Raw genomic sequence first — 14,486 nt, 5'->3', positions numbered from 1 at the left:
TTATGCGTTCTTTTACGTTAGCATTCTTGTGAAAACCACTATTGCGATAGCTAGTCTTATGTTAGCCCAATTAGTTTTCGCTAATCTCGAATTAGGTAAATATACCTATCTCGCGGGCTCGCTATTATTTTTTTGCATAATATTGGTGTATTCATGAAACCATTAGCCTACTAATTCATTCACAAATTGAGATAGTCTTTTCAGCCCTTTTTTCAAATCACTCTCGTTAGTGGCAAATGACAAACGAACGTAATTATCGGCATTATGTTCACCAAAGTCGTTTCCTGGAGTAAGCGCCACATAGTATTTTTCCAAAAACGTGTCACAAAACTCGATGGCTGAAAGCCCGGTTTTTTGAATATTGATATACGCGTAAAAAGCGCCGTTGGGCTTTGCATCAACAGGTAGCCCCATCGTATCCAATGCAGAAAAGACAAGCGTGGCCCGTTTAATCAGTAATTGCCTATTTTCCTCACATTGGCTACGGGCTTGCGGGGTGAAGCAAGCAAGCGCTGCTTTTTGAGAAAGGGTAGAAGGGCATATAAAGAGATTTTGTGCTAACCGCTCAACAACGCTTGTCATTTCCTCAGGTACTACACACCAGCCTAAACGCCAGCCGGTCATGCCGAAGTATTTGGAAAAGCTATTAATCACAATAATATTATCGTGTAAAAGCGTATTGGCGAGTGCGGTTGTTGCCGTGGGCGCAGTTTCATCTCTTGCTGCAAACACATTTTCTTCCAGCGCCGCACTTTCTCTTTGTACCGACGCATCTAATAGCAAATCTAAATAAATTTCATCGACAATTAAAAAGCCACCATGCTGTTTACAGATTTTACCAATAGCCAACAATTCAGCGGTATCAATCACTGTGCCCGTTGGGTTTGCTGGGGTTGCAATAAGTACGCCTCTCGTATTGGGCTTCCAGTGCTTTTCAACATCTCCAGCAGTAAGCTGAAAGTTATGTTCACTAGCGGTGGGAACCAGAGTGACATCCGCACCAAAGGCATTTAAAAAGCGGCGGTTACACGGGTATGAAGGGTCGCCTAGAATCACATTGTCGCCAGGCTCTACCAGTGCAGCACTGGCTAACAAAAGCGCCGCACTTGCTCCGGCGGTAACCACAATGCGTGATGAGGGAATTTTTACATCGTGTTTTTGCTCGTAAAAGCCTGCAATGGCCTCGCGCAGTTCAGGTGTGCCCAGCGCCGATGTGTAAGGGTAGTTTGGTGAATCTAACGAGTTTTTCATCGCTGTTATTACAGGGTCTGGGGCACCAAAGTCAGGTTCTCCGAGATTTAGGCGAACAACATCAAAGCCGCTTTTAACAAGCGCCGATGCTTTTTCACCATAGGCCATGGCCAAGAACTCAGAGATTTCAGTAGCGCGAGACGTAAACTTCAAAATAGCCAACCTCAATATTGATAGACAAAAAAACAATGCAAGCGGGTACACATTAGGAAATACTCACGATAACTATTCAAGTATTTTCTGTTGATGTATTTTTTACTGCCGCAATCATAGGCAAATACAGTCACTTGGGGTAGGCTAACTGTAACAATTCACACTTCACTGTTTCGCATGTACGCAGAAGGAATTAACGAATGCAGCGTTCTACCTTGATTGGTAGGTACATACAGTACCTACGTGCCACTAGCCATTTCATCACCGTGTTGTTTGCGCTATTTATCACGTCATCTTCTCTTGCCTTAGCCGCAGTGCCAAGCATCAGTGAGTTTACTCATGGCATGACGAAGAAAAGCGGCCTGATCCCTATGTATTATGATGACTCTGCCGATAAGGTGTTTTTGGAAGTACCCGCATCTGATGAGCAGTATCTATTTCAAAGTAGCCTTCCCTACGGCGTGGGCTCAAATGATATTGGCCTAGATAGGGGGCAGCTTGGTAGAACTCGTTTAATTTCCTTCGAGCGTTTCGGCAACAAGCTATTGTTAATACAGCACAACACTAAGTTTAGAGCAGACCATGGATCTTTGGCAGAAAAGCAAAGTATTGATGAAGCCTTTGCCGACTCGGTTATTGCAGGCTTTGGTATTGTTGCAAAAAGCGACAGCGCGAACCTGGTTGACTACACGGATTATTTACTGAGTGATGTTCATGGGATTGGTAATCGTTTGTCTGGCAGCCAGCAAGGCAGTTTTAAGGTAGATAAAATGCGCAGTGGCGTGTACCTACCGCGTACGAAAGGGTTTGAGAAAAACACTGAGCTTGAAGCCTTGGTAACCTTTAGCGGAAGCAAACCGGGTGACTATGTACAAGAAGTCACGCCTGATGCAGAAAGCTTAAGCGTGCACTTGCACCATTCCTTTGTTGCGTTGCCAGAGCCGGGCTATACACCCCGTGTGTATCATCCGTACTCGGGCTACTGGAAATTCAATTATTACGATTACTCTACGGCTATTACTGAGTCGACAGAGCAGCGCTTTATTACTCGCCATCGGCTAGAGAAAAAGACGCCTCACGCTGCAATGAGCGAAGCGGTAGAGCCTATTATTTATTATTTAGACCCAGGTATTCCTGAGCCAGTAATGTCGTCGCTTAAAGAGGGCGCTAGCTGGTGGAATCAAGCGTTTGAAGCAGCAGGTTTCAAAGACGCGTTTCAGGTGAAAGTGTTGCCTGAGGGCGCCGATCCTATGGACGTGCGTTACAACGTTATTAACTGGGTTCACAGAGCAACGCGAGGGTGGTCTTACGGCTCTTCTGTGGTAGACCCAAGAACGGGAGAGATAATAAAAGGCCACGTAACGCTAGGTTCACTGCGCGTGCGCCAAGACTATTTAATCGCCCTTGGCCTCACCAGCCCATTTTCTGATGGAAGTGTAGACAATACGGCGGATACTAGCGCACAGCAAGAAATGGCCCTAGACAGAATAAAACAACTTTCTGCCCATGAAGTTGGCCATACGCTGGGTATTGCGCACAACTTTGCGGCCAGCGAAAACAATCGTGCTTCGGTGATGGATTATCCGCACCCTCAAATTACATTAAAAGACGGGGTGATCAGCTTAGAAAACGCGTATGACAAAGGAATAGGAGATTGGGACAAACATGCCGTCACCTATGGTTATGCGACATTTGCAAACCAAGACGAAGAAACTGAAGCGCTTGCCAAGATTATTGTTAAAGCGAGAAATGCTGGTCTTGCCTTTAAGTCGGATTCAGATACGCGAAGTTCCAAACACGGCTCTGCAAACGGGCATATGTGGGAGAATGGTTCAGATCCATTAGACGCTTTTGATGAAATTTCGAAGGTACGGGATGTGGCGCTTAACAACCTCGGTATGAATACGCTAGCGCCCAATGCCAGCCTTTCGTCACTAGAAGACAGCTTAGTGCCCATTTTCTTGCTTCATCGCTATCAGCTTGAAGCGGTGGCAAAACAGGTAGGTGGTTTGCACTACGAATACGAGCGCAAAGGCGATTATGTTACCCCACAAGGCCAACAGTTTGTGGCACCCGCGGTGCAGCAGCGTGCAATGCAGCAGTTAATTAAAGCGTCGACGGCTGACTACCTCAGCATGCCTGAAAGTGTGCTGTCGTTAATTCCTCCCACCGCCTACGGCGATGATATTACTCGTGAACAATTCAAGGGTAAAATGGGATTAATGCTCGACCCTGCATCTGCTGCGGCCTCTGCGGCGAACTTCTCACTGTCGTTATTGTTGCACCCAGAGCGCTTAAATCGCCTTCAGTGGCAAGTAACAAGCAGTAAAGATAGACGCAAAAAGGTAGACGTTAATCTTCTGATTAAACAAATTCTGAACGTACATTGGTATAAAAATAAAGACACGAGTGCTATCTCAAAACGTCTTCAGTTAGTTGCGCTTAACGCCATCATGGCGGCTGTGACTAACGACAAATTGGCACCTGAAGTAAAACTTGCGGCCGATGAAGCGTTGTTAGAGTTTAACGAGTGGTTAGAAGATGAAGCCGATGACGATAGGTACGAAATATTAAATGGATATTTTGATACTTACTTTGCCAGTGGAACATGGCCTGCGGCGTTTGACGTGATGCCGTTACCACCTGGCTCGCCAATTTAAATTTTGAGTGATGTGAAGGCTCTGCAAAGGTTTTATTTAGGATGTTAATTAGCCTTTGCAGATGCCTTAGGGAAACTTCCAATAAGTCCTGCATTATAGGTCAGGAGCGAGACTTTCTACTGTCAGATCATCGGGTCGCTCGGAAATCAGCCATTCTGCACTTGCATCTTTCTGCTCTTCTCGCTTCTCTGCCCCCTGATAACCGGCATCGCAGGAAACGAATTCCTCATCGCCGTGTAGTTTTTTTCATTTAATTCAGGTCATGTTCGTGGGTGGCAGTGGTTACTAATGTATGCGTCAGGCCGCTTTTGGCATCCACGCCGATATGGGCTTTCATACCGAAGTGCTCACCAAGCCCTTCGATGACCAGTCATAGAAAACAGAAGATAAGTATTACCGTCTAAGACACAAGCAGTATTTTGTGTTGGGTGGCGTATCTCATTACAGGTGGTCTCACTGAAAAGTGCTGTTTAAATCAACTGAGCATAAAAACAGTTACATGGGGCAGTTTAATCAAGCGAAATATACTGTAACTATTGTTCTCGACCAATTTGGGTCGTAAATAAAAGGAAAATGATTTATGGACGAAATCAAACTAGAAGAGCTGAGAAGCATTTCTGGCGGCTATTGGGGCCAAATTGCAATCGCCATAGCTGTTGCAGATGCGGCATACGATTTCTATCAAGGTTATTCAGACCACAGAAAATAACACTCAACAATAAGGAGGTTAAAATGATTGAACTAAACGCAACCCAAGTAGAATCAGTATCTGGTGCTGGTTTTTTTTACGACTTAGGCGCATTTTTCGCTCAAGTTTCAAACGCAGATGATGCCATTTATGCGCAGTATGGAAATACAAACAGAAATCACTGGTAAATGCAGTATCTAGGGGCGAAATGCCCCTTTTTTGGAGAGAAGCAAAATGAACAGGAAATACGCGAGTATTGGTTTTAACATCGCCTCTGGAATCTACCTCTTAAGCGCTATATGGACTTATTTTGTAATAGGAGACAAGCAATTATATTTATTAGAACTTCAAACTGCTTTACTTTTTGTGATTACGGGCAAGTTATGTGTACCTACTGAGGAAACAGTCTCCAAACCAGAAAATTAGCCGTTTAAATTGTACTTTTTTAAACGACGATAACAGGCACTTCGGTTAAGCCCTTATTATTCCGCTGTTTGGTGCGAATACCCCGTCACCAGAACATGCCCTGCTATAGTGCTAAATCGTGTTTAAATTTGGCGCTGTAGACAAGTCAACCAGTTTGGCATTATTTCAGGCCGGATAATCGCTTAATAGACTAAACGCCAATATTTAATCGACACTCTTACATTTTGTCATTGAACATGGTTTTCATCTGATTGGCGAAAGCGACAAATTTTTCTTTCATAGTGCGTTTTATTTTGATATCCAAACCGCCAAATAACACAAGACCTTCAATGGTTAGAGTAGGGGCTTGACGAGAAGCTATAGAGGGGGCCTTATTATTTATTCCACCTAGAATACAAAAGGCTTTTGATACCACATTGATATTCTCTGGCACATAAATATTATCGCCACCAAACAAACATAAAATTTTAATGGTGACATTAGGTGTGGTGAATATAGCATCGGTAAAGTCGATATCGGCGCCACCAAAAATGGTAATGATATTAATCTCTCTGGGCACTGTCCATTGACCGCTACGACCTGAACCGCCAAGAATATTGACAATAGTTTCAGTCTCATGGTTGTCACTTGCAGCATAGTTGACATTGAATTGGCGTTCTTTGTACGAGTTAAACTTTGAATCTTTGGTTTGTTCTAAATCGGCAGCTAAATCGAATATTTCTTGGTGATGTTGACTCGCCATGGCCTGAACTAATCTGCGCTCGAATGCTTTATTTCGAGTTGGCTTTGATATGCGTTGACTAAATCTGCGACCACAGCCATGCCTATACCTTGACCTTCTTTACAGCTGTCTAAACGTGTATCTTTTTCTAACCATTTTTCACGTTTGTCTTTCGGAATACCTAGACCGTCGTCTTCAATATTTATCAATAGTGAATTAAGAGTATAAGAAATATTAACGCTATGTACTAAATAATGTATAAGCCTCTCTCAGCCACTCTTACTCTAATACCATCGTTCTATTTGTGTTAAGTTGCATAACGAAGAAAAAAGGTACTTACAGTGCTCCAAAAACTTAACGATGTCAGAGTGAATATGTCCGCTAATAATACGCAGTTAAAAAAAGAATATTTAGTTGTTGCTCAAAACGCATCAGGCCGTAACTTGAATGTGCCTGTGTATACTTTTTCTGGCAGCAAATCTGGGCCTACTGTTTACATTCAGTCTTCTATACATGGCGCTGAAGTTCAGGGTAATGTGGTTATTTATCATTTGATAAAGGAATTGAAAAACACCGATATTAGAGGAAAGATTATTTTAGTCCCCAACTGCAACCCTGTGGGCACTAACATTAAGTCGGGTGAGTACACACTGGGCCGGTTTGATCCTGTCAACGGTACTAATTGGAATCGCGGCTATTTTTACGACCAAGCTGCAGTAGAGCAGTTTGCGAAAACCGTTACCCCTGAAGAGCCTGTTGATGTGATTAAACAGCGTTTTCGGGCTCACTTATTAGCGTCCATCGGGAAGAAGCTGGCAGAACCCTGGGGGCTTGGACTAGCTCAACAACTTAACTTAAAGCTGCAGCAAATTGCGGTAAATGCAGACTTCGTACTCGATTTACACAACGGGCCGGTGTCAACGCGGCATATCTATATTCCTGAATACGCGAAAGACAGTGCGTTGCTCTTCAACATTCCTCACAATATTTTTATTCCAAACGAGTTTGCCGGTGCACTTGATGAAGCGACGTTTTGCCCTTGGTGGACACTACAAGACTCTGTTAAGCAAAATCTAGGGCGAAACATACAGTGTAACGTAGAAGCATTTACTCTTGAGATGGGAAGCCAAGAAGTGATTAACTTTGGCGAGGGCAGTGTGGATGCCCACAGTATATTGAGTTACCTCAATGGCAAAGGCGTATTGGTGGATAGTGATTTCACACCCGCTGAAATGACGAGATTAGGTGTGTATCTGCGAGACTATAAAACCTTATATTCTGATTTTGGCGGCATGGTGGAGTACATTGCCAAACCGGGGCAAAAAGTGCAAAAGGGAGAGCCGTTAGCACAAATACTCGACATTGATGAGTTAGACAACAGCCAAGGTAGCAGAATGTTGCACGCTCCGTGCGATCTTATTCCTATGCTGAACTTTCCTTCAGCCTCAGTACTAAGCGGTACCCAGCTGTTTAAATGCTTCACTAATTACTTTGAGCTTTAGTCTGTCGCGGTTTGGTAGTGTTTTTTTGTTGCCTCACCTTGCAAATCTGGTTGCTGCATTTATTTTGGTTTAACCTTATATTAACAAATAGCGGCATGGCCTGTGGTTATTTGTCGTATACACATATTCTAACAAGGTCTAATAACCCAACGTTTAAAAGAAGAAAACGATGCCCTATTTGTCCCATAGATTAAAAGGTTTTGCGGTTAGTCTTGCGTTATTGTCTGGCCATGTTTACGCCGACGAAAAACAGGAACTGGCTAAATTCAAAGCGATTTCCAATGCAGATACCATGTTAATGGTTCCCATGCGCGATGGTGTTCGCCTTGCAACCGATGTATATAAGCCAAAGGGGGAAGGCCCGTTCCCAACCATAATGGTAAAAACGCCTTATAACTTTAATCAGATAAAAGGCGTTTCGCTCACCTTCGCCAACGAAGCACTTGAACGTGGCTATGCGGTGGTCATGCAAAATGAACGCGGTCGTTTTTATTCTGAAGGTGAATGGGAAATCCTTGGAAAACCTCGCACCGATGGCTACGACTCACTAAGCTGGATAGCTGACCAACCTTGGTCTGATGGTAAGGTAGCTACATGGGGGTGTTCCTCTACAGCAGAATGGCAACTCGCTTTAGCGGCCCAAAATCATCCTGCTCACAAAGCGATGGTTCCGATGGCATCTGGTGCAGGTATAGGCAGGGTAGGGGAATACTATGAGCAGGGTAATTGGTACAAAGGCGGCGTGCATCAAACACTGTTCACCGTATGGTTGCACAGTGTACAACAAAATATTCGGCCACAGTTTCCCAAGGCTCTAACCCAACAGCAACGTCAGATGTTGCGTAAAGCTTATGACCTTGCTGCGGATATGCCGAAGGTGGATTGGGCCAAACACCTTCGTACACTACCGGCTACCGATTGGCTTAACACGTCTGGTGGAAATGACGGCCCTGGCGCGGCGCTTCTCGCAAGAAAACCCAATGATCCAGACTGGTTTAAAGGCGGTTTGTATCACGACAACGAGCCGTTTAGCGTGCCCGCCTACTGGTTCAATAGCTGGTTTGATGTAAGTCAGGGCCCCAATCTGGCGCTATATAACCACGTAAGAGAAAACGGTAGCAGCAAGCGTGTTCGCGATGGCCAATATATGATGGTTGCTCCTACCCTACATTGCGCGTTTTATCGCACGCCGCAACATACCGATTACATTGCAGGCGAGCTTAATGTGGGCAATGCTTATCATGATTACTGGCAGACAATTTTTGAATTTTTCGACCATTATGTGAAAGGCGAAGACAACGGTTTTATCAAAGACACGCCGCGTGTAAAATTTTACACTATGGGGCGTAATCAGTGGGAGGACGCTGATACTTGGCCGCCCAAAGATACTGAAATGACCACGCTCTACCTTGGCAGTGAAGGTCCAGCTAATAGTATTTTTGGCAATGGTACGCTTTCGTTTACTCCAGATGAAGCAGGCAAAGACAGCTTTACTTACGACCCCATGAACCCTGTACCGTCACTAGGAGGTGGCGTATGCTGCAATAGTGGTGCGTCATTAGGGGGGAGTTTTGATCAACGCGGTATCGAAGCAAGGGCCGATGTGCTGGTGTACACCTCAGACGTTCTTGATAAACCAATGGATGTTACTGGGTTTATCCGTGCCAAACTGTTTGTTTCATCAGATGCGAAAGATACTGATTTTACCGTTAAACTGGTTGACGTATACCCCGATGGCAGAGCCTACAACGTGGATGATACTATTTTGCGCGCCCGTTATCGTGAAGGGTTTAACAAAGAAGTCTTTATGAAAAGTGGCGAAGTGTATGAGCTAACACCCACAGCCATGTCTACCAGCTATGAATTTAAAGCCGGTCATCGAATTCGTGTTGAAATATCATCAAGTAAGTTTCCTCAGTATATGCGAAATCTTAACACAGGTGGCAACAACGTAGATGAAACCGAAGGCGTGGTTGCCCATAACGCAATTTACTATTCAGACAAGTATCCGTCGCAGATTGTGCTGCCGGTAAGAAAGGGTAAATAGTATTTAGCCTCTGGTAAACTGAGTGCGAGCCTCCGTTGTGAATACTTTTGGAGGTTCGTTGTATTTTATTGAAGCACCTGATCCAATGCTTTACATTCTATTCGTGGGTTCTGCTTTGTAACACGATGGCAGCAAATAACCACTTCAAAGCTGGTCGCTGCAACGTTGCGTTATTGTCACCATCTTGTGTGGCTAAGTAGGTTGTGTATTCCAATCTCAGCACAAGTGTATGGTACCAAGTGTTTATAAAGCAGCAATAAAGAAAAAATGGCGCGCTTGGAGAGATTCGAACTCCCGACCAACTGGTTCGAAGCCAGTTGCTCTATCCAACTGAGCTACAAGCGCGTATTGCTCAAGATAAGGCATGTGGCGTTTACATGCCAGACACTTTGTACCGTTTGCTTATTTATTGGTCAAATAATGTGTCGCTAGCACGAGAAGGTGGTCAGTAATTGCCTATTACGAGCCAGATAGTTTCAATCATCTTAATGCTTATATCGCCCCTAAACTCAAATCCTTCCGATACGATCATTCTTGCCACACTTTGCGTATACATCTTTATTTAAACACTTCTCTCAAACCTTACTTTACCAAACAGCACTTCATCGCGTCTGGTTACGATATTGCTCGTCGTTATCGCGCCAAGGGTATAAAGAGTGAGAAGTACGTGAATTTTTCAGTGTGCTTTGCTAATAGATCAGTAAAGACAAATAGGGTTAGATAAGGAGACAAAGCATTGGCTATACCGTCAGAAATCTCTTCACAACAGCATGAGGGAAATACTTCTTCTGCCTCTAAGAATATCTTCGAGAAACGTTTCGAGGCTGCATTGAAAAATGCGTTTATCGGTGATGCCTTGGCCATGCCGGTTCATTGGTATTACAACCCGGGTGATATCTTCAAAGCGTTTAATGGTAGTATTTCAAAGTTTGAAGATGCACCTGCGTATCATCCGTCGTCAATTATGTCGCTTCACTCTACCAGAGAAGGGGGCAGGGCAAGGGCGTCAAGTCAGGCCAAAAAAGAAATCGTTGGCGATGTCATTTTGAAGGGTAAACGACAATATTGGACGGGCGCAAATCAACATTATCATCAAGGCATGAAAGCCGGTGAGAATACGTTAAATGCGCATTGCGCCAGAGTGATGCTGAGATGTTTATCAAAGGGCTATCAGCGCGATGAATTTTTAGATGAATATATAAAAATGCTAACCGCCAGTGAGCCGCAACACCCTGACACCTACGCTGAGTCTTATCATCGCGGTTTTTTTGCTAATTTAGAGGCTGGAAAGCCTGCTCATCAATGCGGTGCTATAACCCATGATACTGCGTCAATAGGTGGGTTTGTCACTATTGCGCCGCTGGCACTTAGTTCGGCCTTACGTGGCGAGGAATTAAGCGCTGCACAAAAAGTATGCAGAGAGCACTTAATGCTCACTCACCCTAGTGATGATTTAGCCATGGTGTGCGATTATTATGTTGAGTTATTGTTTCGACTGTTGCGCCAAGAAGGCGAATCAGCGAATGCCATACTCGAAGATGTTGCTACGCGGTCAATGGGTTTGTCATTACCTAATTTAGTTGCGAAGAAAAAAAGTGACATGGAAGTGGTGGGGCACACGTATTCTCCAGCGTGCTATATTTCAGGTGCATGGCCCAGCATTCTTTATTTCGCTTATCGTTATATTGATGACAGTAAAAAAGCGCTGCTTGCTAATACTAACGTGGGCGGAGACAATGTGCACAGAGGTTTTGTACTAGGCAGTATCGTGGGGCTTATCGCTGCTGAGCCCATCGATGAACTATACGATCAACTCTGTGATGCTGAACAGCTGAATACGGAGATCAGCGATGCGGGTGAATTCCTCTCATAAATTCGTAAGCTTCTACTGAGCATACACAGCTAAAAGCGCGCCGATAGTGTTTATGTGATTACCGGCGCTTTTTTGGCCCTTGCGAGCAGCCGCTGATTTCATAGGGCATCCTGTCCCTCTCAATAGGGGATTATTCTCAACCTCTTATTTTGGCGATTGTAAAACCCTATCCATACTTTAAGAATGTTATGTTATACTGTAACAAATTGGTTGGTGAAGGGTTAAAATGAACGCTATTGCTTTTAGAAGAAGAAAATCCAAAAAAACGCTATGCGCCTCTTCAGTTTTTCTGAAGGTGAGAACTTTTGTCGGAATGAGTTTGATTGCAATAGGTGTCAGCTCGGCTCATGCAGCACCTCATATCCACGGCGAAGGAAAGCTGCAAATTTTACAGGCTGGAAATGACTGGCAGCTTGTACTGCAGTTGCCCGCTGCTGATGTGCTGGGTTTTGAACACACGCCGACAACTGATGATGAAATAAGGCGCTACGAGAATACGCAAGACACCTTTCTTCGTTTTAACGATATCTTCACGCTTAGTAGTGTATGCGAATTACTCGATACCACGCTTGAAATTCCATGGAAGGTAGGCGTTGCCCATGATGAGTATGAAAGTGAATATAACCGCGACGCCCATCGCAACAGTCACACTGACTTTCGCGTAGCCTATTTGCTTAGTTGTCATGGCCCACTAAAGAGTATTGAAATGACAGGGTTTACCCATTGGCCAAGTTTGCGGCACATTAATGCTATCTGGGTAACCAGTAGAGGACAAGGTGCACAGGATATAACGCCAAAACAGCCAACATTACAGATAAGCAGTTAACTAGATTTTTACTCCCAAAGGCGAAGGTTTCAGTGATTGAGCTTACGCTGTATTAATATTTGGAAACATGATGAATTCAATATCTCAAGTAAGTAGCACAATGCCAAAAGTACAGTTCATATTAGACAAGCTCGCTATGCTGCTTTCATCGCTTTGCATAATACATTGTTTACTCACACCCATCTTATTGATTACACTACCAACGTTTGTCAGTGTTTCAATATTTAATGACGAAATTTTTCACCATGTTTTACTTTTTTTCGTTTTACCCATTGGTGCTTTTGCACTTTTCTTTGGCTACGTATACCACAAAAATAAGAGGGTGGTATTAGCAGGCGCTTTTGGTCTAGTGCTGTTAAGCACTCCGCTGATCATTGAATGGATGGGGTTGGGGCACGAGGTGCTTGGGGAATATGGAGAGGTGCTAATTTCTGTAATGGCCTCCTTTATTATCGTGGGCGCGCACATTGCTAATTATCGACTCGGTGGAAAGCAAACTGGTTGCCAGGCCTCAAACAACAGTTAAGCGGGAAGATAAATACGCGTTTGCAAAGCACAATATTCAAAACTTCATGGTTGTTGAAGCTTCGGTAAGGCGACTGCATGTTGCGTTAAGAACCTATTACCAAGCTATCTATTTTGTGCAAAAGTAGAACATCAATAAAGTCTGCTTGACCATGAGGCCATTGCTGATATGTCGGGCTCAGTGCGCCGATAAAGTAAGACATAAATATGATGTCAATAAACCGCAGGCAGAAAGCGACACAATAAAAGGAAAATAATTTTGTTATCTCTTAACCGACTCTCTGGTATCGGCAAAGTAGTATGCATCTGTGCAGCACTATCAGCCATTGCCGCTTGCTCTTCAACACCCTCGACGCCGCTTGCTGGTGAAAAAGCACGAACGCTTTCAAACGCCGTGATTTATCAAACCAGCAGCAAAGAGTACCCGATTCTTTCAAGCTTTGTGTATAACCAGGCCATTGCTGCACTGCCTGCGCGTTTTGCCGATGGCAACGTTGTAGTAATGGATGTTGATGAAACCCTATTAGACAACAGCGCCTACCAAAAAGAGCGCGAAAGCATTGGTCTAGGCTACTCATCAAAAAGCTGGGCTGATTGGGTGAAGCGTGAAGAAGCCACACTAGTGCCTGGTGTAGCCGCCTTTATCAGTGAAGTTGTTGCTCGAAATGGCAAAGTAGCGCTTATTACAAATCGCGATAAGGAGCTTGATAACCACACGTGGAATAATCTTTTGGCGCAAGATCTGCCACTTACCATAAGCAATACTTGCGTTATTGGGCGCACCGCTGAAGATAAAAATGCAGTGGGTCAGAAAGGCATCATTAATGATAAAGACTTGCGAAGAATGCAGCTTATCCAAGGGAAGATAACCTGTTCAAATGCTGCCAAAGACACACCTTCAACCTGGCGCGCGCCACACATTATTATTATGCAAATAGGCGACAATATTGAAGATGTTGGCGGTGTGACGCAAGACTCGGCCAATGTGGATTCGCTAATGCCTCGGGTAGGTACTGAGGTCTTTATTTTGCCAAACCCTATGTATGGTTCTTGGTAATTAAACACGAGGCATAATTAACGAAACTTGCTTTCTATATGGAAAGCACTTTGTTGTTCGTTGTTTATGCCATCGCTCGCCATGTCATCTTGATTACTCCTCGTAAAGCGCGAAGCCATCCAACACTAATGAATAGGCAGATGTCCCTAGAATGCCCTCATGATTGTCGATTTTTATCGTGCCCTCAAACCAATAAGGGGCATGCAAGTTTTCTACTGCAATCCCCTCTTTATATTCAACATATAAAACTTGATTTGGCGGTGGTGGAGGCATGTGTAAGCAAGCACCAAAATACGGGACGACAAAAAAAGCCGTGGCTTTTTGCTCTTCGTTTTGTTGTAACGGCACAACAAACCCAGGGATGCGGATAGCTTTGCCATCAAATGTATCTATAACACGCGTCGACATCAGGGCTTGCTGGTATCGTTTTGCGTGTTCATCTTCCTGCTGCTGCGAGATGAAGTTATCAATAGAGTCAGCAGCAGATCCATCGGCAATATCGTTCAAAAACTCTGGCCGATTTAAAAGCGCACTTAAGTCCTCCTCGGGTATCAGCGCAACCCAGTCAATCTCCTCATAATTGGCAGCCGAGGCGAGGTTATAGGCAAGGTTAAATGCGCTTACAAAGACCAGTAGCGCTGCAATTAAACTGTACTTAGCGGCCGGACGCGTTGCTGAAGATTTCAAAAGAGACCTCAATATATGATCAAATAATGTTATAACATAACATAAAGTGGCATGGTATGAAGCAGTCGCA

The 14,486-nt window shown here is 44.2% G+C and carries 14 protein-coding genes, 1 tRNA gene and 1 pseudogene; 10 read left to right on the top strand and 6 right to left on the bottom strand.

Going from position 1 to position 14,486, the window contains the following annotated elements; all coding sequences use genetic code 11:
- Nucleotides 1–162: 162 nt before the first annotated feature.
- Nucleotides 163–1,404: an aminotransferase class I/II-fold pyridoxal phosphate-dependent enzyme gene (locus ACOJR9_RS11405; RefSeq protein WP_420933093.1), complete on the bottom strand. Its 1,242-nt coding sequence runs from the start codon at nt 1,402–1,404 to the stop codon at nt 163–165.
- Nucleotides 1,405–1,604: 200 nt separating this feature from the next.
- On the opposite strand from ACOJR9_RS11405, the gene ACOJR9_RS11400 reads away from it, so the two are divergent.
- A complete protein-coding gene (locus tag ACOJR9_RS11400; protein WP_420933092.1) occupies nt 1,605–4,064 on the top strand; it encodes a zinc-dependent metalloprotease in 2,460 nt (819 codons plus the stop codon).
- 132 nt (nt 4,065–4,196) lie between these two features.
- On the opposite strand, the pseudogene ACOJR9_RS11395 reads toward ACOJR9_RS11400, so the two are convergent.
- A pseudogene (locus ACOJR9_RS11395) lies at nt 4,197–4,410 on the bottom strand (transposase); the annotation flags it as partial.
- 234 nt (nt 4,411–4,644) lie between these two features.
- On the opposite strand from ACOJR9_RS11395, the gene ACOJR9_RS11390 reads away from it, so the two are divergent.
- Nucleotides 4,645–4,773, top strand: coding sequence for a hypothetical protein (locus ACOJR9_RS11390; protein ID WP_420933091.1), 129 nt, complete (start codon nt 4,645–4,647; stop codon nt 4,771–4,773).
- 23 nt (nt 4,774–4,796) lie between these two features.
- Nucleotides 4,797–4,940, top strand: coding sequence for a hypothetical protein (locus ACOJR9_RS11385; protein WP_334029177.1), 144 nt, complete (start codon nt 4,797–4,799; stop codon nt 4,938–4,940).
- Nucleotides 4,941–5,395: 455 nt separating this feature from the next.
- On the opposite strand, the gene ACOJR9_RS11380 is transcribed toward ACOJR9_RS11385, so the two are convergent.
- Both ACOJR9_RS11380 and ACOJR9_RS11375 read right to left on the bottom strand, forming a co-directional pair.
- Nucleotides 5,396–5,920, bottom strand: a complete 525-nt coding sequence (locus tag ACOJR9_RS11380; RefSeq protein WP_420933090.1) for a LiaF domain-containing protein — start codon at nt 5,918–5,920, stop codon at nt 5,396–5,398.
- An 8-nt stretch (nt 5,921–5,928) separates the two neighbouring features.
- Entirely contained in the window at nt 5,929–6,108 is a 180-nt protein-coding gene (locus ACOJR9_RS11375; protein WP_334062498.1) for an ATP-binding protein, read from the bottom strand.
- 165 nt (nt 6,109–6,273) lie between these two features.
- Between ACOJR9_RS11375 and ACOJR9_RS11370 the strand changes: the two genes are divergently transcribed.
- Both ACOJR9_RS11370 and ACOJR9_RS11365 read left to right on the top strand, forming a co-directional pair.
- Nucleotides 6,274–7,401, top strand: a complete 1,128-nt coding sequence (locus ACOJR9_RS11370) for a peptidase M14 (protein ID WP_420936114.1) — start codon at nt 6,274–6,276, stop codon at nt 7,399–7,401.
- Nucleotides 7,402–7,570: 169 nt separating this feature from the next.
- Complete coding sequence (locus tag ACOJR9_RS11365; protein ID WP_420933089.1) at nt 7,571–9,448, top strand: CocE/NonD family hydrolase; 1,878 nt, start codon at nt 7,571–7,573, stop codon at nt 9,446–9,448.
- 268 nt (nt 9,449–9,716) lie between these two features.
- Here the strand turns inward: ACOJR9_RS11365 and ACOJR9_RS11360 are convergent.
- Nucleotides 9,717–9,793: transfer RNA gene (locus ACOJR9_RS11360), tRNA-Arg, on the bottom strand.
- Between the two features lie 457 nt (nt 9,794–10,250).
- Here ACOJR9_RS11360 and ACOJR9_RS11355 point away from each other — a divergent pair.
- From ACOJR9_RS11355 to ACOJR9_RS11335, 5 genes are all read left to right on the top strand, one after another.
- Nucleotides 10,251–11,321 (top strand): ADP-ribosylglycohydrolase family protein, encoded by a 1,071-nt coding sequence (locus ACOJR9_RS11355; RefSeq protein WP_420936113.1) that lies wholly within the window; start codon nt 10,251–10,253, stop codon nt 11,319–11,321.
- A gap of 313 nt (nt 11,322–11,634) precedes the next feature.
- Nucleotides 11,635–12,147, top strand: a complete 513-nt coding sequence (locus ACOJR9_RS11350; RefSeq protein ID WP_420933088.1) for a ZrgA family zinc uptake protein — start codon at nt 11,635–11,637, stop codon at nt 12,145–12,147.
- A gap of 67 nt (nt 12,148–12,214) precedes the next feature.
- Nucleotides 12,215–12,673, top strand: coding sequence for a MerC domain-containing protein (locus ACOJR9_RS11345; RefSeq protein WP_420933087.1), 459 nt, complete (start codon nt 12,215–12,217; stop codon nt 12,671–12,673).
- Entirely contained in the window at nt 12,633–12,800 is a 168-nt protein-coding gene (locus tag ACOJR9_RS11340) for a hypothetical protein (RefSeq protein ID WP_420933086.1), read from the top strand. The genes ACOJR9_RS11345 and ACOJR9_RS11340 overlap by 41 nt, the downstream gene beginning before the upstream one ends.
- A 131-nt stretch (nt 12,801–12,931) precedes the next feature.
- A complete protein-coding gene (locus tag ACOJR9_RS11335; RefSeq protein ID WP_420933085.1) occupies nt 12,932–13,729 on the top strand; it encodes a 5'-nucleotidase, lipoprotein e(P4) family in 798 nt (265 codons plus the stop codon).
- 93 nt (nt 13,730–13,822) lie between these two features.
- On the opposite strand, the gene ACOJR9_RS11330 is transcribed toward ACOJR9_RS11335, so the two are convergent.
- Nucleotides 13,823–14,416: a DUF3299 domain-containing protein gene (locus ACOJR9_RS11330; protein WP_420933084.1), complete on the bottom strand. Its 594-nt coding sequence runs from the start codon at nt 14,414–14,416 to the stop codon at nt 13,823–13,825.
- Between the last annotated feature and the right edge of the window lie 70 nt (nt 14,417–14,486).

Origin of the sequence: Alteromonas ulvae (genome assembly GCF_048987005.1) — a bacterium.
In the GTDB taxonomy this organism is placed as follows: Bacteria; Pseudomonadota; Gammaproteobacteria; order Enterobacterales; family Alteromonadaceae; genus Alteromonas.
The sequence above is the reverse complement of the archived record's forward strand: the minus strand, read 5'-3'. Positions and strand labels throughout refer to the sequence as shown.